This is a genomic window from Carboxylicivirga sp. M1479 (genome assembly GCF_007097485.1).
In the GTDB taxonomy this organism is placed as follows: domain Bacteria; phylum Bacteroidota; class Bacteroidia; order Bacteroidales; family Marinilabiliaceae; genus Carboxylicivirga.
Map to the genome: position 1 here is coordinate 22,643 of NZ_VKDE01000024.1, position 19,660 is coordinate 42,302.

The following is a 19,660-nucleotide window of genomic DNA, read 5'->3' on the forward strand; positions in this document are numbered from 1 at the left end:
TTGGGACCCATTGACATAAACGTAGGGGAGAAAAATTTGATACCAAGCTGTCAATTATTAAATTTTTCCCGTAGTGATGTCATAATGGGTAAACGAGTGCTTTAGTCGGCGGCCTTTTTCTTCCCTTTTTGGGCTGAAGGCAAAAAGGGGAAGCCTCAACGGCTTTAGTTGAAAAACAATTTCTTAGATGTGATTACCGTATTATACTTATGTTTTTACATTCTAAACATTAATACCTTAGGAAGTAATAAGCGCTTATAGAACACAAAAAAGGCGCCTGATTCATCAGACGCCTTAGTAGGTGGGTGGAATATGGCTATTTACTTAGCCATGAGTGCAACATCCACATGGTTTTTTCTTGCTGACTAATATAGTCCGTTAACAAAGTGATGGTTCCTTCATCTTCAGCTTCTTGCGCTAATGGTAACATTGCTTTTTCAGATTGGATGAGGATAGCCATGTTTTCCAAAGTAACTTCCATGCACTCGTTACCATTACTTACGTTTTTGGCTGTTTGAATGCTTGCGCTGTTAATATAATCAGTAAAAGTGTGTGTTGGTGTTCCGCCAAGTGTTAAAATGCGCTCGGCAATTTCATCTACTTTCACAACAGCATCGTTGTATAGCTCTTCAAACTTTAGGTGAAGTTCAAAGAATTTCTCTCCCTTCACATTCCAGTGAAAACCACGCAGATTCTGATAGAATAATTGATAGTTTGCCAAAAGGCTATTTAGTTCATTGATCAATTGTTCGCTCTCTTGTTTTTTTAAGCCTAAAAGTTCATTTATTGTCTTCATAATATTTTGTTTTTGTTTGTTTTAATTTCTGATACAAATATATTACTGCGCGTATTATCAATCAAATAGGTAAATTTTATATATTGCATCGATAAAATCTATAATAGTTGATAATAAGATGCTTGGATTAAATTTACAGCAGTTAGAATACCTGGTGGCGGTGGATAATTATAAACAATTTACCATTGCCGCAGAAAAGTGCTTTGTAACGCAACCTACCTTAAGTATGCAAATAAAAAAGGCGGAGGAGCAGCTGGACATAGTCATATTTGATCGTACCAAACAACCCATTTTAACAACTCCTGTAGGAGAAAAGATTATTGCCCAGGCTCGTGTGGTTATTAACGAATATAATCGGATGGAGGAAATCGTAAGAGAGGAATCTGGACGTATTGAGGGCAGTTTAACAATTGGTATAATTCCATCTTTAGCACCTTATTTATTGCCTTTATTTGTTGGTCATTTTAAAAAGAACAACCCTTTGGTTAATATCTCTTTTAAAGAAATGATTACGGAGGATTTGGTAAAAGCTTTGAAGCAGGATTTATTGGATGCTGCTATTTTAGTTACGCCTTTGGAGGAAAAAGATATAATAGAACAAGCCCTTTTTTATGAAGATGTATTGATTTATGCACATCCGCAACACTCTTTGCACCAGGTTAAAAGCTTAAAGGTGGATAACTTGACTTCATCTGGATTGTGGTTGTTAGACGAGGGGCATTGTTTTCGTTCCCAGGTACTTAATTTATGCGAGTTGCAAGCAAATGTAAGTGCCGACCTTCCTCTGCACTTCGAGAGTGGCTCCTTGGATACTATTCGTAAAATGGTTGATGCCGAGGGTGGCTATACTTTATTGCCTGCTTTGGCGGCGCAAGAATTGGTGTTTGATTTGCATAAGCAAGTAAAAGAATTTGAAATACCTGTACCGCTGCGCGAAGTGAGTTTGGTCTACTCTCGAGCTTTTTACAAGCGCTTATTATTAGAACGCTTGTCAGTTTCAATTAAAGCTAGTGTGCCCGAAGAAATGTTGCATAAAGACCGTGGACATGTGGTGGAGTGGAAATAGCTTCTCTAGTGCTCTGCTTCTATTAATTGGATGATTGTTGATAGTTCCTTGTCGTTAGCAGGCAGTTGGTTAATAATGGAATGCTTTTGTTCTTTGAACTTTGTTTGATTCAGAACTGATTCTAATAAATAGAGTCCTCTTAATGCTGCCAGATATTTATTGTTTTCAGCAGATGACGCATTAACATTTAGAACCTCCCTGATTGAGCTATCTGTTAGGTGTAAACGGGTTGGCACAGGGTCGCATTTTGCCAAAATTCGGATGTTTAGTGTATCTGCTTCCGATTGAAAATGAATATGTGTTGTTCGGTTCTTAGCATTCAATGTACGAGGTTGCTGGTATTCTCGTTGTAAATTTTTGTAGCTCGTATCCGTACTTTTTATTGAATCGGCAATGGTCAACTCTTCCAGTTTTATTTTTACAAAACTGTGTTGGTTAATTTGGCTAATCAGCCTTGAGTCGAAATGCAAAGGAGAATAGGGGAGAGTTTCATCAGGATGATAATAATATTGAAACATCGTGTCGACGTGAGTAGGTAATACAGTAACTATTGGTTTAGCTTCCCTGGCATTGGTAAGGCTAACATAAGCTTGTACTTCATCTTTTTTAATTCCTTCAAGCGTATAGCCAGCTGCGATCAATCTAACTTCAATTGTTCTCTTTGTTGAGTCCGATGGAAGAATCAAATCTTGTGTAATGGTATTAAAGCTGGCGCCAGTGGCATACTTAAATAAATGGTCTTCATTGGTCCAGCTCTGTGGGTGAGGGCCTAGTAAATCAATCATCTTTTGTAAGCTAGCTTCTGCTGTATTGATGTCTTTGTATTTCTGAGCCAGCTGACGTTCCAATTCCTTTAATCGATTTTCTTTCTTACTTAAGGTACTCAGTTTAGCATCTATCAACCTCTTTTTATAAGCAATTGTATCTGTGTTGCTAGGGGCTAATTGTACTATCGAATCTATTTCAGATTCTAATGTGCTCAACTGCTGCTCCAGAACTTCTTTTTGTCGATAGTTTTCCTTGAGTAAACCATTGTCTTGTATTTCTCTTAGCGGGTTTTCAATTTTTTTTTGTCGATACTCATCAATTCGTTCTATGTGCGATATACCTTTGCTAACATCTTTATTGGGCGATAGTCCATTGGTGGCAGCATCGGCAAATAAATGATAGCTAATGCTGTCATCGGTAATAATAAGCATGGGTTTAAAAGAAGAATCGAGGCCCCATAGAGAGGTGTGAAGTGCTATAGCTTGATTCGCTGGGAGTACTAGTTTTTTTGATACTTGTGGTTGTAAAACAACTTGGTTTTTTCGTACACGCACCTGATAAGTAAATAAGCCAATGCCTTTACCATACCAGCGTTTGCTACTGTCTTGCGGATTTAACTCATATTCGTAAAGCAAGCCAGCAGTTCCACTACCTTCGCCAGCAGCTAAAAATGTTGTGGCTACCAGATTTTGCTGGTTCGATAATATGCCAAAAAAGTGCTGACTTTTCAAACGGCTATAGGCTGCTATTTGTTCTCCCCATGTATTGAGCACTAACTTTTGTACCTCCGCATCAATGTTAAGTTTGTCAAGGAGCTCAACTTTTTTAAAGATGGGTAAGGACGGGTTAAGTATGATGTTTAAAGCTGCTTGCTTCTTCTTTTTAGAAACACCACTTAATAGCTTGTTTAAAGGGAGTTTGAACTTGTTAAGCAAGCTGTCGTTCCATTGATCTGTCTGGTAGATATACTTTTTCAGTTCCAGATTTAATTCCCATAAGGTAAGTTTTATGGCAGCCTCTGAAATCAATCCGTATGATGATGATTGAATTCTGTCGTAGTGAATTGTTAAACTCTTGGGATTAAGTTTCTGGTAGGCCTCTATGGCATTGTAATCGTAGTAAGATCTAAATCTTCCTTCTTTTCTAAAAGCCTGTTTATCGAAACTAAAATAGTGTTTCCAGTTTTGTTGTAAGACAGGCGTTTTGTGCACAATGCGATAGAGCCAAGCTTCTTGCTCTATACTCAAATGGTTTTGAGCAGTGCAAAGCACAGATACAGTAAAAAGTATGACAGTAAGGACTTGGCGCATAGTACCTGGATTAACTAGGCTTTTTAGTGAGCTTGCCAATTTTCATCAAAGGGGCGTGCCTGAAATATATGCCCAAAATCAATGTTGACGGCACTGTCGTTTTTGTTGTTACTGCGATAGTTGTCAACAATTAAAACAATGCAGCATAATAAAAAGTGATCAGCATCATTATTGGCAATCAGCATGTAGTTATCGCCCTCAAAAAACGTTACCGCTTCTTTTTTAAAATAGGCCACTTGTTCGCCATTTTTATAAATAGAGTAACGCCTTCCACGGTGCCCGTATACATCAAAAGTAGTTGTCCCGTTTGTGCATTGATGATGGTTCTTCCACCATGATATGGTGCTAAAATGGTAGGACGCCTGGTTAACTAACTCAATATCATATTTAGCATTAAAAACAGCCAGACGCCGGCGAATGGTTCCCAATGGTAATTCACTATTTGGTTTAAATAGTTCGGTTACCGATAATATTCTAAATAAGCGAGACGCCGCATTTATAATAGTTACTCCGTTTTTTACAATTGAAAATTTGTTACCAAAAGCTATTTTTTTCTGATTGATGTCAATGCGCATGAGTCTGTATGATTTTGTCCAATGCTAAGATATAAAAAGATGAATCCTTAGGCTAAATATCTCTAATATGCTAGAAAAAATATTAGGCTTTACCGAACCCAAGGTATGGGCCTTACTAGCTCCAGTCTTTGAACCTATAAGTTTCAAGCCTTGGATTCTATAGGTTCATACACTTGATACCTATCGAACCCAATGCTCTGACTCTTTACGAGGCTATGAAATGGCTTTATATCCTCTTGAAAATTTGCACAAAAGTTGGTGTTAAGTTTTGCTTTTGACCTTTTTGCGTTCGAAATTAATTATTTAGTATACTGTTCAATTATTAGCTTTATACCACGCTGACACGCTGGACAAAACTGATGATGACGCGTGAACATGATGCAGTTAGCGGCACTTCTGTATAATCCGTTTGATTTGTACTGTGCGCCTTCAAAAGCACCAATGTGTTCGCTGTACTTCATGTTGGATAGTAATTCATCATCCCAAGCTCGTTTTTCAATAAAAAAGTCCTCCATAACCTTCTCGTCTACTTTGGCTTTGCGCATTTCCAAACGTTTCTCTTGTTTTTTTATGCTGTGTTCATCGTACTTCGCTTTTTCCCATGGGGTAGGAATTGGCGTGTTAGGTGTTACTATATCTTTCCACTTGATGGTAGCTGCATCGGCATTTGCCGTAACATTAAGTTCCCAGGGTTCCAGGTGTTGCATGTCAACCTCATACACCGATGCAGAGGTGTAATACTCATCGGCCAAGTCTGCAAAATGATGACCAAACTCGTGTACAAATAGGTACTCTTGAAAAGCATTGTCAACAGCCGCCGTAATGTAGAGGTTATAAATACCACCACCTCCGTATATCGAATCATTCATAAGAATAGCCGTAAACTCATACGGCACGGCTGCAGAAGCTTCGCGTATTAGCTTGTTATCGTAACCAAGGGCATAGCGCTCAGAGTTAAAGGCTCCATAAGTGACAGATAGTGCCGAACGTGTTTGAATATCTTGATGCGGGTGGTTGACTCCTGAATGTGGAGCTGGTGTTTCAACTGCGCGAATTGAGAACTTCTCTTTGAATGAGGCAAAGGGCTCAGTATTGAGTAATACATCAGCAAAACGTTGAGCATCCTTGCGGAATTTGCCCATGTCATCAGCTGCATAACCCTCGCCAAGTACTACGATATCCACTTGTTTTTCGGGTGCACCATTAATAACAACATCAAATGTATTGTAATGATCTTTTACAGGAGCTGTAAAGGCGCGGTGGTGCAGAGGATTGACTTGATATTCCCAAATTGGATCAAAGCCATTATTAATGTTACGCTTATAAATAAGGATGTTTACATTTTGCTTAGGCCAAGGAAAACGCAGTGATTCGTGAAAACTACCCCAATTCTCTTTCGCTTCAGGTGTTGTTTCCCATTCTCCATAAATACTCGAGTATCCTCTAGAGTAGATAACCTTATTGGACTTAGGGTCTTGTACCTCAAAAAAGTATTTACCTAGCATAAGTTCGTCAATCAGTACCGTTTTGTTACCAGCCCACTCGCCATCGTTTACCATTTGATCAAAAGCAAAATGCTCTTCGTTGGCATTACCAACATGGTTATAATCTAAACGCATGGTTTCATTGGTAAAATAATCCTTGTATTGGGCAGAAATGTTACCTGCCAGAAAAAGCAGTAATAATGGTAGAGTGAGTTTTGCTTGCATCTTTCTTGTTTTGAAGTTTGATTTGAACAAGCAAGATAATATTTCTGGATTATGAAAACAGTGCTTTATGTCATGTTAGTGAGTTAGTTTCAATTTCAATAAGTAGAGGAGGGGATGATGTGTTGAAGACTCTAAAAGTCTGATTTTTATGCATAAAAAAAGGAGGAAAAATAAATTTCCTCCTTCTATATTTTTAGAATTACTTGTTTAAAAGAATTTGCTTCTTTCATCAGTAATTTCTGCTTTACTACGGATAGCTTCAGTTGTTTGGTAATCAACTTTAAAACCATTGGTTTGTGATAGTTGAGCTTTTTCAGCAGTGGCATCAACAGTAGACGATACTACATTGTTTACCTTAACTACATAAACACCATTGTTACCTGCAACAGGAGCACTTAACTCACCTGATTTAGCATTGGTAGCCAATGCAACTAATGCAGGCTCAACACCAGCTCCAGGAACCTGGAATGCACCAAAGTTAATTTGGTTAGCTGTCATCACTTCTCCTTCAATACCAGTTGCTAAAGCGTTAATGTCATTACCTTGTTTCTTGCTGTTTAATTCAGCAATTAAAACTTCAGCTTTAGCATCGTTACGAAGTTGTCTTTCGATACTTCCTTTAACGGCTGCGATTGATTGGTAACCTTCTTCTTTTGCACCAGTTACGAAACCAATAACATATGAATCACCAAATTCAAAAATATCTGATATGCTGTTCATTTCAGCTTCAAAAGCCCAACGTACCATTTCACGTGAGTGAATAAGGTTATTAACCGTACGATCGTTTGCTTTTAAGTTTCTACCATAACGCTTAACCAAGTTGTCTGCAGTAATGGCTTCGTCAAACTTCTCAACAGTATTGTTTAATGACGCAAATTTAGCTGCTTGAGCATATACCTGCTGATTAGTTTTTGTACTGAAAGATATGTTGCGTTCTAAAGTAGCAATGTTATATTTTGTTACTGGCTTACCTTTATCCTGAACATTGATAATGTGAATGCCAAACTGAGATTCTACTTTAAGGATGGCACCTTTATCGTTTTCAAAACAAGCATCGTTAAATGGCTTAACCATTGTTCCTTCTGCAAACCAACCTAAGTCACCACCATTAATAGCAGAACCCTGATCGCTTGAATTAGCACGAGCAATAGTTGCGAAGTTAGCACCACCTTTAACCAAAGCAAATAAGCTATCGGCCAATACTGGGTCGTTCACTAAAATATGACGAGCTTTAACTGAATCAGGCATTTGCTTAATAGCAACAATGCGCGAAAGTTTGAAAGTTTCGTTTTCTAAATAAGGTCCGTATACTTCATTAACAGCAGCACCTTGAACAAATCCTTGTAGTGTTGAGCTTAACTGCTCTACTTTTAGGTTACGGTCGATGTAGTTCGACTCAGAGTTCATGTTTACATACTGAATAGCATCGGTCGCTGGATTTGCAAACTCAGTTTTGGCGTTGGCTATCCAATCATTCGCCATTTGACGATCTTCTTCCGATGGTTTTACGTCAAAAGAAACATAAACTACGTCACGAGTTGCTTCTTGTTTGTAGTTGTCTTTATGAGACGAGTAATAGTTTTTAATATCACTATCTGAAACTTGTACTGAAGAATCAGGAATAGATGAGTAACGCTTCATTACAAAATCGAAATCAACTTTGCTTTCTTTAGCTTTTGCCTCAGCGTTAGCTTGAGCAGTAGTTACGTACATTCCTTTTTTAATCAAATCGCGATATTTTGTAAATAAACGCTCTTTTTTGATTTGCTTCTCTAGGAATAGCCAGTAGAAGTTAGCATTTGGATCTAAATTCTTCTGCTGTAGGAAATTGATAACCTGTGCTTTATCAAATGCACCTGTTTGAGGGTTGGTAAACATTTGACGAATCTGTGGATGTACGTTTTTACCCGTAGCCATCTCAAAAATCTCATCTGCTGTTACCGCAATGCCTAAATCTTCATATTTTTCATCCATGATAACGTCCTGAACCATTTGGTTCCACGCCTGCTCACGTATTTGATATGATGTGTTTTCATCCAATGAAGATGTACGTGAATTAAGCTTGTAGTAGTCCTCCAATTCCGTTACGTAGCTTTGGTACTCAGGATAAGATACAGACGTTCCATTAATTTCAGCAATCTGCATGTTTCTTCTTCTAAAAATGGAATCTCCCGAACTCATTAAGTCTCCTAAAAGGAAAGCTAAAAGTCCAACCGCAATCACGATGATGAGTAGTCCAGATTTATTTCTAATTCTCTCTAATGTTGCCATTCTGTTATTACTTATAAAATTATGTAGATTTCAAAATCAGGTTACGAATATACAAAAAAATGGGACACCTGATAAGCTGTGTTTATCTTTGCTATCATAAAGTTTTAAGGCCACTATTAATCCGAAGCTAAGCTTACCTTAACCAACTCAATACGAGCGCTGCTGGCTTCTAAAATTTGGAATGTGAATTGTTCAATGGTAATGATGTCATTCACTTCCGGAATAGATTGATTATGAAAGAGTATGAGTCCGGCTATCGTTTCGTAATCTTCTGCCTGTGGAAGATTGATAGCGTATTTTTCATTTAAATAATCGATTTCTAAGCGGGCCGAAAAACGATACTCATTCTCATTTATTTGTTCTTCAATATGCTCTAAAATATCATGTTCATCGTTAATCTCGCCAAAAATTTCTTCTAGAATATCCTCTAAAGTAACGATGCCTGCTGTGCCTCCAAACTCATCTACTACCAACGCAATACTTTTGTGTTCTTTCGTAAATAGTTCAAGTACTTTATTGGCTGTCATCGTTTCTGGAATAATGGAGATTGGACTCACAATATTTCGCAGTTTTTTGGGGTGCTTAAATAACGATGATACGTGGACATAGCCAATGATGTTATCAATACTATCTTTATACACCAGTATTTTGGATAATCCGGTGTCCATAAATTGTTGGCGAAGCGGTTCTAAATCATCATTTACCTCAATGGCTTGAAGTTCTGTTCTTGGAATAAAGCATTCACGGATTTTTAGCTTTGAAAAATCAAGTACATTTTTTAGCAATTTTATTTCATTAGCTCCCTCATCATCTTTATCACTTTTTTCATGATGCTCTGTCAGTAGGTTGTTTAAATCAACTTTGCTAAGCATCCAATTTGCTTGTTCAGTATTTGCTTTTGTTCTAAGCAGTTTTTTAATGATAAAATCAGATACAGCCATTGTCAATCTGCTCAATGGATAAAAAAGCAGATAGAAAGACATAAGTGGAACAGCAAATATGTTCAAAATAAAAGTAGGATGAATCCGAAATAGTGTTTTCGGTAAGAATTCGGCGGTAAGAAGAATGATGAGTGTGGAAATGGTTGTTTGAATCAATAACAAAGCAATACTTGATTCGACATATTGGCTTATAGTTGGCTCTATTAATTTAGCCATTTGTAAACCATAAATAACTAAGGCAATGTTATTGCCAATAAGTATGGTTGATAAAAAAATACCAGGGTTTTGTACAAATCGATCTATGATTCTCGCGGGTATCGGATGTTTCTTCTTATTAAGTTCGAGTAGTATTTTGTTCGAACTAAAGAATGCCATTTCACATCCCGAAAAAAAGGCCGAAAGAATAAGAGTTAGTACAATTATTAAATATTCATTCATGTATGAGAGCAAGGGGTTTTTATGAAGTTAAGATATGAAAAAAAGTCGCGATGTTATAATTACTCTTCGAATTCAAGATCGCCTTGTATATTTTTAATGTCCCAGTTCTCCATATTCTCATCTGCTTCAAATCCAGTTCCTGTATACACACTGCTCCCTTGTGTAATGGTTACAAATTTCTCTGAGTATATCCGCTTCGCTTTTGTATCCCAGTATAATTGCTCAGTATTTAAAACCTCACCTTTAAGGTTAATCGCCTCAACATCTATGTTAAGCTCCCACAAGCCTTTTTTCTCGTAGTTAAAAGCATTCCTGCACTTTATTTGTGCGTCTATTTCACCATTGGACTGGTACATGATTACATGTAGGCCGTTTGGAAATTCCATGTATGGCTCCTTTTTACGGTCGTATCGTAGTAATTTGGGAGTAATAAATTTGTGGGTAATCTTACCTGAGTCGGTTAGTGTCGATTCAAACTCATCGTAAATTAATGAGGGTATTTCTTCCCGGTTGGTTATTGCGGCAATTTCTTCAGGTTTGTTTGATTGACATGATGCCGCAAAAACACAAACAGCAAGCAGTATTAACCCGCTTGCTGTATATGTTTGTATTTTATTTTTTAAGAAAGGTATCAAAGCCTTATTTTTTAGCTCTTACAGTTGTAGAGGTGTTAATCCATCCAGCAATCTTGTAGGCATCACCTACTTTTAAGCTTTGGAAAAATATTTCTTCCGTATTTGGAAAATACTGTGAGTAAAGAAGAATGTTTTCGTTAGCTTCAGCTATGTTCTTGTCGTCTTTATCTACCGACTTAGCCTTTTTAAATTGATCAACTGCTGCCCAGTATACTGTTTTGTGTTCAAATTCGGTTGATCCATAGCTTGAAGCTGTAGCCGCATATACTTTTCCAATTAAGATGTAAGGTGAACCCCAATCACTACGTAAAGCAATTGCTTTGCGAGCTTCACTTCTTGTTTGGCTATATTTCTTTTGCGACATATAAATCATACCAAGCGTATTGTGGTATTTAGCTTTACTATATGGATCTTCTTCCAAGGTAATAGCTTCGCTTAAATAGCTTACAGCTTTATCTGTATCACCCGTTTTCATGTACATACGAGATAAACCAAAAGCAGATGATGATGATGGCTCAATTTTGTGTAAGTATTCCGACGACTGGTAGAATAACTCTGATTCACCACAGTCACCTTTCGCTAATAAACGATTCACACGTTTTAACCAATCAAGGTCTGTTGTATGATCAGCTAATTGAGGTCCGAAAATTTCAGCTAAAGTTTCGCAGTTGGCAGCACCACTCTGAGAGAATAGTTTTTCAACATCTTTGATTACTTGTGCATAAGTATCTGGCTTTTTAGATTTTGCCATTTGCTTTTTCAAAGTTGCTGTAACATCAGTATAAATGCTTACTAATTCTTCTCCTGGAAGAGCATCCATTCTGTACATAGCGGAACTGTTAGCCATATACGTTAATAACGCTGGGTACTGAGTACGATCACCAAGAACTTTGTATGCTTCGCTTAGCATAGGCTGTACCTCTTTGATTACTTCAGTGTTGTTACGGTTGTAACGCAACATAGTAATCGCCTTTTTACCCATAATGTAAGCTGTTGGGTATTTTTTATCGGTACCAAAGTACTTTGCACGCTGGTCGTATACTTTCATTAATAATGAATAATACTCAGCTTTTTTAGCAGCGTCTTTCTCTTTTTTATACAAGCCTTCAACAATTCTCTCACCATGAGAGTACAAATTTTTATTTGAAGCCGGACATTCGTTAAATGCTATTTCCCATTTTGGAAATGCCTCTGCATAATTTTTTTGTTTGTAATACTCGTAATACAGCGATAGGTTCTCTAAACACCTTAAGCTGTCTTCTCCATGGCCGAATTTCGACCCATCTTCAACTCCTTTTTGAGCAAAAACAGAACCTGCAAAAAGCAGACCTGTAATTAATAATGTAACAATTTTCATTGGCATGGTATTCTGGTTTTGTATTAGTTTTAATCAAATTTTCGTTTCATGAACCAATATTCGTGTAATGTAAGGTTCATCGTAAAGCGCAAATATTCTTCTTTAACAAGATTATTGTTGGTGCTACCTCTTTGTCCCCATTCAAATGCTAGATTGAAAGACGTTTTACTTCTTTTTAACGGTAAACCCATTCCAAAAGTTATGCCAAAATCTGTTAAATGATCTCCGCCCTGAGACTGAGGTGCGATAAGGTAGTCTTGTTTATACGATGTTCCCAAACGATATTTAATTCTGCTAGGATAGAAAGAAGCACTCCTGTAATTAGGTACATATTCTACACCAAAGGCAAATGTTTGTTCATCACCAATGGTAAACGCATTAATGTCAGAACTTGTGGTTGCTAGGTTCGGAAACTCAGCTTCACTCCACTTCGAAAGCGAGTAATCTGCCGTAATGGTCAATAGTTCATCTATGTTATAAGCAAGACCAAAGCCGTACTTTTCAGGCAACTCCAATGCACCTCCACTAAATTCTGTTTCAGAGTAACTTAATGTGTCAGCAGCAATTACAGTCATTCCATTAGAATCAAGTGTTGTGCCAGCAGCCACTAATTTTTTCACTTTACCATTCATGCCTCGCTTTGGTTGGTAAATAGCTCCAAAAACAAGGTTATGTCTTTCTTTAAGATCTAAACGGTACTGGACACCAAAGTCCATATAGAAATCGTTGATAGATATGTGTTGTGATGTGCCTAAATCAAATGCATAAGGATCGTTAGGAAATTGACCTAATGAATAATGCTCGACTTTACCAAAAACAAACGAAAAGTGAGCACCAAACGACAAGTTTTTGATTGGGCTTAGCGCAATACCCGTGTACGCTTTAGTCGTGTTACCGCTTCCGGAGTACAATGACTTTGTGTAGTTGCCGTCCGTGATAGGTAAGCTTGAAGATTCGTTATCGTCGAAAAACTGGTATCCTACCAATGATTCAGGTTTAACACCAACTGACATAAATCCCCATTTTGCAACCGGAAAACCTATAGCAAAATACGAAAAGTTCATATCAGAAAACTGCGCAGTCATCTCGTTCGTTTGTATCTTTTGATCGAAACCAGTTAATCCGGCTTCAAAAAAGAATGAAATAGAATCCATGCTAAAGTATGACGCAGGATTGATGTTATTTAGATTATACGAACTGCTTAATGCAATACCTGTATTACCCATGGCTGCATTTCGGCCAAATCCACCCTCTTGTAACTCACCGATACCATATCGTGAATAGGGCGAATAAGTTCTGTTCTGACTGGCAGCTGAAATGGCAATAAAAGCTACGAATAAAAATGTGACAACTACCTTATATATATTGTGCATTGTATTCTAGAATTCTGTTAAGTCCAATAAGTACTAAATTAGGATGTACAAAGATGGGATTTTTTAACTTCCTTGCAAAAAATTCTGCATCCCCGCCTGTTATTATTGTTTTTAGGTTCTTGTGTTGGTTCGATAAATGATTGATTATTCCCTCTATTTCAAATATAACGCCATTTTGAACACCAGCTTGAATGGCTTCATTTGTTGATTCTCCAATTATATTAGCTTCCTCGTTTTTGTTCAGAAGGGGCAGTTTGCTCGTAAAATGATTAAGTGCTTTAAAGCGCATTTGCATACCTGGCGAGATATTTCCGCCTAAAAACTGATGCTGCTTGTTAATAAGCTCGTAAGTAATTGCGGTACCAGCATCAAATACTAGAAGATTATTTTTAGGGTATAACTCCATGGCGCCTGCTACGGCAGCTAAGCGATCTTTACCAATACTTGATTTTGTTTTGTAAAACCATGTGAAAGGAAGTGGGGTATCTGTATCTAGCTCCAAAATAGGTACTTCAAACGCCAGGAGGTTATCAATAAGTTCTTGGTGTAGCTCTTTAACTACCGACGACACTATTATTTGCTTAATGTCAAAGGAGTCGCGTAGTTTGTAGATTGTTTGTTTGTCAAGAAAATTTGAATGGTCAAAGTGTAATAGTTGACACTGGTCAAAAATCCCGAATTTCACCTGTGTATTTCCCCTATCTATAACTAAATTCACGTTGCAAAGTATTCAAACCTATTTATATTATACTCTAATACAAGCTGCAAAGATAAATAAAGATTGTAGCTCGTGCTTGTAACTCTACTATTTTTATGCGAAAAGTCCTGGTTGTTGAAGATGATCGATTTATATCAGCAATTTTTACCATGTTTTTACGTGAATTAGGTCACGAACTGGTTGGTAAATGTGCTGATGGGGTAGATGCTGTGGATTTGTGTCATCGTTTACGACCCGATGTTGTATTGATGGATATTCACTTGGAAGGCGAGCTAGATGGTATTCAAACGGCGGAACAACTGAGACGCGAATTGGACATTCCAGTAATTTATGTGTCATCAGATACCTCAAGTCAGGTAATAAAGCGTGCTATTGTTTCTAATTCATACGGTTTTTTAGTAAAGCCCGTTAATAAAAAGGAGTTAGGTATTGCCATAGATTTAGCCTATTACAAACATCGTGTTGACCAAGAGCAACGTGAAAGAGAAAGAGGTTATCGACAGTTTATTAGCGAAGCCTCGATGCCATTAATGATATTGCAAGATGGCCGTATTCAGTATTTAAATAATTTGGCACTTGACTTATTTAAGACCCATTACATGGAAGATGTTTTGGCAACTCCTTTCATTAATTTTGTAGGAACGGAGCACAAAGAACGTATTGAGAATTTGCTTGGTACTTTTAATGAGAATGGTCAGGGATTTGAGTCAATAGATATTGCCATGGATGATGTACATGGCCATTCTTTGTATGTTCGCATTTCAGGTTCGGCCATAATTTTTAATAAAAAGAAATCATTACAAATTACCTTGATGGATAACAATGAGGCAGTTTATGCTCAAAAACGAGTTGAGCTACTGTTGAATTTACTCGATACCCAAAAGCTACCTTATCTGATTACCGATGCCGCTAAAAAGGTAAAGACTGTTGCGCAGCATCCGTTGTTTAAAGGGGTTGATTTAGTAGGTAAAAAGCTCCATCAACTCGCAGATCATATTGAAATGCTTAATGATGAAGCTGGAATGGTGTTTGTGGGTAATGATTCAAAACATACCTTTACCCAATACCGTATAAATGATGCCAGTGATAAAGCTTATGAGTTCGTATATGTAGCTGTTAAGTGATTTATTTATTAGGTGTTAAGATTGATTCATACATATTAACCACCATTTCTTTCACTTTGTTAATTGAATTTATTCCTTTCATCATTAGGTAAAGTTTACTCTTACCTTCTTTCATAGTGGCTTTGGCAGAATTGTTTTGTATCCACACTAACATGCCGCTAAATAGTGGCGATTGATAGAAAGGCGACTCCTGATTAGAAACAAAATAAAAGTATAGCAGCTGGTTTTTGAAGATGATCTTCTCAATGCCAAGATGCTTAGCCATTCGTCTAATCCTAACCAGTTCAAATAGGCGTTGGCCAGATTCGGGTATGGGGCCAAAGCGATCGATCAGGTTATTCTCAAAAGCAACTAAGGCTTCTTCTTCCTCCATGTTATCTAATTCGCGATAGAGGTGCATGCGCTCAGCTACATTTTCAATATAACTATCTGGAAGTCGAAGTTCGGTGTCAGTTTCAATTACGCAGTCGTTAACAAAAAGAGTTTGTGACGAGTCGCTTGTTTCATTGCTAAATGTTTCTTTGTATTCCGTCTCTCGCAGCTCAAGTAAGGCCTCGTTTAAGATGCGTTGATAAGTTTCGTAACCTATATCGGAAATAAAACCACTCTGCTCGCCTCCAAGTACATCCCCAGCGCCTCGTATGTCCAAATCTTGCATGGCAATGTTGAATCCGCTTCCTAAATCAGAAAATTCCTCCACAATTTTTAGGCGACGACGGGCTTCTTGTGTGAGTGTTGATAGCGGAGGAGCCATTAAATAACAAAAGGCCTTTTTGTTAGAACGACCAACTCGTCCGCGTAACTGGTGTAGCTCACTTAAGCCAAAATTATGAGCGTTATTAATAATAATGGTATTGGCATTCGGTATGTCAAGGCCTGATTCAATAATTGTGGTGGCTATTAATACATCGTATTGCCCCTCAATAAAATCAAGCATTATTTTTTCAAGCTTAGGTCCTTCCATTTGACCGTGGGCAACAATGGTTTTTACATCGGGTAAAATACGATTTACCAAATCCTGTACTTCCATTATGTTTTGTACTCTGTTGTTGATAAAGAATACTTGACCACCTCGTTCTACCTCATATAATATGGCTTCCTTAATTATTTCTTCGTTCATTACATGTAACTCAGTAATAATTGGATGTCGGTTGGGAGGTGCTGTGTTTAAAATCGATAGATCGCGTGCTCCCATGAGTGAAAACTGCAAGGTGCGCGGAATAGGTGTTGCTGTAAGTGTTAGGGTATCTACATTAATTTTCAGTTGTTTGAGCTTTTCTTTGATAGCAACTCCAAATCGTTGTTCTTCATCGATGATGAGCAGTCCCAAATCTTTAAACTGCACATCTTTACCCGTTAAGCGATGGGTGCCAATTAAGATATCAACCTGACCTTCTTTTAGTTTTGTTAAGGCAGTCTTAATGTCTTTTGGTTTTCGTAAACGACTTACATACTCAATGTTTGCAGGAAAATCCTTTAAACGAGCTTTAAAGGTTTGATAATGCTGAAGCGCTAATATTGTGGTTGGCACCAAAATAGCAACTTGCTTATTGTCGGCAATGGCCTTGAAAGCTGCACGAATGGCAATCTCGGTTTTTCCAAAGCCTACATCGCCACATACCAGACGATCCATAGGAGTAGGTTTTTCCATGTCGCCCTTAACTGCTATGGTGGCTTTGGTTTGATCTGGTGTGTCTTCAAAAAAGAATGAGGCTTCCAGCTCTGTTTGTAAATATGAATCGGGCGAATATGTATAACCAGGTTCTGTTTTGCGTTTGGCATAGAGTGCAATTAGTTCTCGCGCTATGTCCTTAACTTTTTTCTTGGTTTTATCTTTTAGCTTTTGCCAGGCAGCAGTTCCTAATTTATTGATTTTTGGTGGTGTACCTTCTTTCCCTTTGAATTTGCTAATGCGGTGTAATGAGTGGATGTTGACCAATAAAACATCGTTGTCGCGATACACCAATCGGATGGCCTCTTGTGGCTTGTCGTTAACCATTTGTGTTACCAAGCCTCCGAAACGTCCCACGCCATGGTCGATGTGAACAACGAAATCGCCAGGATTAAGTCGGTTCAACTCTTTTAATGATATGGCCTGCTGAGCTGCTTTGGCCTTTTCGGTGCGTAGCGAGAATTTGTGATAACGCTCAAATATTTGATGATCGGTATAGAAACAAAGGTGAGCATCGTGGTCAATAAAGCCCTCGTGCAGACTATGGTTTATTTCAGTGTATTTTAAATCAATGCCCCGATCGTGAAAGATCGCCTGAAGACGCTCAAACTGCTTGGTGTTATCAGAAAGAATGTAGCAATTATACAGTTCGTTTTGCTTTTCTTTTAGGTTTTGCTCCAGTAGTTCAAAGTTTTTATGGAACACAGGCTGTGGTGCAGAGTTAAAATCAATGCACGTAGCATTTGGTAGGTGCGATTGATTACCAAGTGCTACAATAGGATGCTTAAGACAAGGTTGATAAAAATCGGTAAAGGAACAAATGTGCTCTTTGTCTAAAAAAGAGTAGTTCTTTTCCTCATCGTCTTCCTCGCTTTCAAAGGAATGTGATTTAACCTTTTCCTGAACAGCATTCATTCTTTGTTCGATAAAGTCAAAGCTGTCAACCCATATTTTTGTATTATCAGGCAAGTACTCCGATAAGGGAGTTAGTGTTTTGGTATCTTGATTTTCAGTTAGGTTAGGAACAATGCTTATCTGTTCTAGCTTTTCCTTTGATAGTTGGTTCTCAAGATTAAACTTTCTGATGCTATCCACTTCATCTCCAAAAAAGTCAAGGCGGTAAGGGTCTTCATCAGAAAAAGAATACACATCAATAATGCTTCCCCGAACAGAGTATTGGCCAGGTTCAAAAACGAAGTCAACCCGCTGGAAATGATATTCGTTTAATACATCGGTAATAAAAGAAATATCCAAGTGATCGCCATTGTTAATGATCAAACGATTTTCATCCAGTGTTTCGGCTGATAACACTTTTTCTATCAAAGCCTCGGGATAGGAAATGACAAACAGCTGACTGTTGTCGCTGCTATACAGTTGGCTCAGAGCCTCGGTCCGTAGTAAAACATTCTGAGCATCTTTTTGTCCGTACTCGGGAGATCGTTTGTACGACGATGGTAAAAAGGAAACATGTTTGGCACCACAGAGTTGTGATATGTCGTTGTAAAGGTAGGCAGCTTCTTCTCTGTCGTTAAGAACAATAAAATGAGGTCCGTCATTTATTAAAGAGGCTTGTATAACACTTTTCAGGCTTCCGCTTAGGCCAGTTAGGTATACTTTGCTTTGAGCTGTTTTTAATAAATCTTCAAGCTGCTTTACCTTCGGGTTGTTTTTATACAACTCTAACATATGACTAATTTCCACTTGCTTCTGTTTTGTAGCAAAAGTAACTAAAATAAAGGAGCTTTATCTCTGGTGTGTATTTCGTGTGTAGGCAATTATTTATTGGTCTTTGTCATTAAAAAGAAAAGATGACGATCTGGCCGATGTCATCTTTTCAAGTGTAATTATTGCTAACTAAGGTTTAACTGTCTTTGCCATACTTTTTAAGGTATTTCTCCACCTTCTCAACCATGTTTTTTGATCCGGTGTAAAATGGCGTGCGCTGATGCAATGATGTAGGCTGCAATTCCATTATGCGTTGTTCCCCATTGGTAGCCATGCCTCCAGCTTGCTCGGCTAAAAACGCTATGGGGTTACATTCGTACAATAATCGAAGTTTACCCAAAGGAGCATTTTCAAATTCTGGGTAGATGAATATGCCACCTTTCAATAAGTTGCGATGGAAGTCAGATACCAATGACCCAATGTAACGCGATGAATAAGGGCGGTTGGATGCAGCATCTCTTTCTTGACAATATTTAATATACTTTTTAACGCCCTTTGGAAACTTCTTGTAATTGCCTTCGTTTAAGGAGTATATGGTTCCATCTTCGGGGGTTGTAACCATTTGGTGCGATAAGCAAAACTCGCCAATTGATGGGTCAAGCGTAAAGCCATTAACCCCATTGCCTGTTGTGTAAACCAGCATGGTGGAGCTTCCGTATAGGATGTAGCCTGAGGCTACCTGTTCGGTTCCTTTTTGAAGAAAGTCTTCCATTGTTGCTTGGGTGCCCTCGGGTGTTATGCGCTTGTAAATCGAAAATATGGTTCCGATGGATACATTCACATCAATATTGGATGAGCCATCCAAGGGATCCATCATAAATACATACTTGGCATTTTTAGCAATCTCATCATCAAATAATATGAAACTTTCGTTTTCTTCAGATGCAATGGCACATATTTCCCCACAACTGTGCATGGCATCAATAAAATACTCATTTGCGATTAAATCCAGTTTCTTTTGGTCCTCTCCTTGAACGTTGGTGGTACCAATATCGCCAAGTACATCAACTAATCCTGCTTTGTTAACTTCTCGATTAACAATACGAGCTGCTGTGCTAACATGATGCAGTAAGTGAGAGAATCCTCCATCAGCCTTATAATCAAGGTTCATTTGGCTTTTGAGAATGAATTCATTCAGAGTGGTTACTTCAAATTTAGTCATCTATTTTGGAATTTGTTACG

General features: G+C 37.9%; 14 protein-coding genes. 2 read left to right on the top strand and 12 right to left on the bottom strand.

Translation table 11 applies throughout. The annotated features are described in order from the left end of the window. Positions 1-316: 316 nt before the first annotated feature. Complete coding sequence (locus tag FNN09_RS14760) at positions 317-796, bottom strand: Dps family protein (protein ID WP_143303140.1); 480 nt, start codon at positions 794-796, stop codon at positions 317-319. Between the two features lie 118 nt (positions 797-914). On the opposite strand from FNN09_RS14760, the gene FNN09_RS14765 reads away from it, so the two are divergent. Beyond that, complete coding sequence (locus FNN09_RS14765) at positions 915-1,862, top strand: hydrogen peroxide-inducible genes activator (protein WP_143303141.1); 948 nt, start codon at positions 915-917, stop codon at positions 1,860-1,862. A gap of 5 nt (positions 1,863-1,867) precedes the next feature. Here FNN09_RS14765 and FNN09_RS14770 read toward each other — a convergent pair whose 3' ends face one another. From FNN09_RS14770 to FNN09_RS14810, 9 genes are all read right to left on the bottom strand, one after another. Next, complete coding sequence (locus tag FNN09_RS14770; RefSeq protein ID WP_143303142.1) at positions 1,868-3,940, bottom strand: hypothetical protein; 2,073 nt, start codon at positions 3,938-3,940, stop codon at positions 1,868-1,870. Positions 3,941-3,963: 23 nt separating this feature from the next. Beyond that, positions 3,964-4,515 carry a hypothetical protein gene (locus tag FNN09_RS14775; protein WP_143303143.1) on the bottom strand — a complete coding sequence of 184 codons (552 nt, stop codon included), beginning with the start codon at positions 4,513-4,515 and terminating at the stop codon, positions 3,964-3,966. A 299-nt stretch (positions 4,516-4,814) separates the two neighbouring features. Then, positions 4,815-6,224, bottom strand: coding sequence for a M64 family metallopeptidase (locus tag FNN09_RS14780; RefSeq protein WP_143303144.1), 1,410 nt, complete (start codon positions 6,222-6,224; stop codon positions 4,815-4,817). A 207-nt stretch (positions 6,225-6,431) separates the two neighbouring features. Next, complete coding sequence (locus FNN09_RS14785) at positions 6,432-8,495, bottom strand: SurA N-terminal domain-containing protein (RefSeq protein WP_143303145.1); 2,064 nt, start codon at positions 8,493-8,495, stop codon at positions 6,432-6,434. Positions 8,496-8,611: 116 nt separating this feature from the next. Beyond that, positions 8,612-9,874 (bottom strand): hemolysin family protein, encoded by a 1,263-nt coding sequence (locus FNN09_RS14790; protein ID WP_143303146.1) that lies wholly within the window; start codon positions 9,872-9,874, stop codon positions 8,612-8,614. Between the two features lie 59 nt (positions 9,875-9,933). Beyond that, the gene (lptC, locus tag FNN09_RS14795; RefSeq protein WP_143303147.1) at positions 9,934-10,509 is read right to left on the bottom strand and encodes an LPS export ABC transporter periplasmic protein LptC; all 576 of its coding nucleotides are present in this window, start codon (positions 10,507-10,509) and stop codon (positions 9,934-9,936) included. Positions 10,510-10,513: 4 nt separating this feature from the next. Continuing rightward, on the bottom strand, positions 10,514-11,872 hold the full coding sequence (locus tag FNN09_RS14800; protein WP_255434134.1) for a M48 family metallopeptidase: 1,359 nt from the start codon (positions 11,870-11,872) through the stop codon (positions 10,514-10,516). 23 nt (positions 11,873-11,895) lie between these two features. After that, positions 11,896-13,239, bottom strand: coding sequence for a hypothetical protein (locus tag FNN09_RS14805; protein WP_143303148.1), 1,344 nt, complete (start codon positions 13,237-13,239; stop codon positions 11,896-11,898). After that, a complete protein-coding gene (locus FNN09_RS14810) occupies positions 13,223-13,957 on the bottom strand; it encodes a type III pantothenate kinase (RefSeq protein ID WP_185969028.1) in 735 nt (244 codons plus the stop codon). The genes FNN09_RS14805 and FNN09_RS14810 overlap by 17 nt, the downstream gene beginning before the upstream one ends. 95 nt (positions 13,958-14,052) lie before the next feature. Here FNN09_RS14810 and FNN09_RS14815 point away from each other — a divergent pair, with 95 nt between their 5' ends. Then, entirely contained in the window at positions 14,053-15,081 is a 1,029-nt protein-coding gene (locus tag FNN09_RS14815) for a response regulator (protein WP_143303150.1), read from the top strand. Position 15,082: 1 nt separating this feature from the next. Here the strand turns inward: FNN09_RS14815 and mfd are convergent, their stop codons facing one another. Both mfd and fbp read right to left on the bottom strand, forming a co-directional pair. Further along, on the bottom strand, positions 15,083-18,454 hold the full coding sequence (gene mfd / locus FNN09_RS14820; RefSeq protein ID WP_143303151.1) for a transcription-repair coupling factor: 3,372 nt from the start codon (positions 18,452-18,454) through the stop codon (positions 15,083-15,085). A 160-nt stretch (positions 18,455-18,614) separates the two neighbouring features. After that, positions 18,615-19,640: a class 1 fructose-bisphosphatase gene (fbp, locus tag FNN09_RS14825; protein ID WP_143303152.1), complete on the bottom strand. Its 1,026-nt coding sequence runs from the start codon at positions 19,638-19,640 to the stop codon at positions 18,615-18,617. Positions 19,641-19,660 lie beyond the last annotated feature (20 nt).

Coding starts and splice junctions, on each gene's coding strand:
- FNN09_RS14760 (WP_143303140.1), bottom strand. CDS start 796: ATGAAGACAATAAATGAACTTTTAGGCTTAAAAAAACAAGAGAGCGAA.
- FNN09_RS14765 (WP_143303141.1), top strand. CDS start 915: ATGCTTGGATTAAATTTACAGCAGTTAGAATACCTGGTGGCGGTGGAT.
- FNN09_RS14770 (WP_143303142.1), bottom strand. CDS start 3,940: ATGCGCCAAGTCCTTACTGTCATACTTTTTACTGTATCTGTGCTTTGC.
- FNN09_RS14775 (WP_143303143.1), bottom strand. CDS start 4,515: ATGCGCATTGACATCAATCAGAAAAAAATAGCTTTTGGTAACAAATTT.
- FNN09_RS14780 (WP_143303144.1), bottom strand. CDS start 6,224: ATGCAAGCAAAACTCACTCTACCATTATTACTGCTTTTTCTGGCAGGT.
- FNN09_RS14785 (WP_143303145.1), bottom strand. CDS start 8,495: ATGGCAACATTAGAGAGAATTAGAAATAAATCTGGACTACTCATCATC.
- FNN09_RS14790 (WP_143303146.1), bottom strand. CDS start 9,874: ATGAATGAATATTTAATAATTGTACTAACTCTTATTCTTTCGGCCTTT.
- FNN09_RS14800 (WP_255434134.1), bottom strand. CDS start 11,872: ATGCCAATGAAAATTGTTACATTATTAATTACAGGTCTGCTTTTTGCA.
- FNN09_RS14805 (WP_143303148.1), bottom strand. CDS start 13,239: ATGCACAATATATATAAGGTAGTTGTCACATTTTTATTCGTAGCTTTT.
- FNN09_RS14815 (WP_143303150.1), top strand. CDS start 14,053: ATGCGAAAAGTCCTGGTTGTTGAAGATGATCGATTTATATCAGCAATT.
- fbp (WP_143303152.1), bottom strand. CDS start 19,640: ATGACTAAATTTGAAGTAACCACTCTGAATGAATTCATTCTCAAAAGC.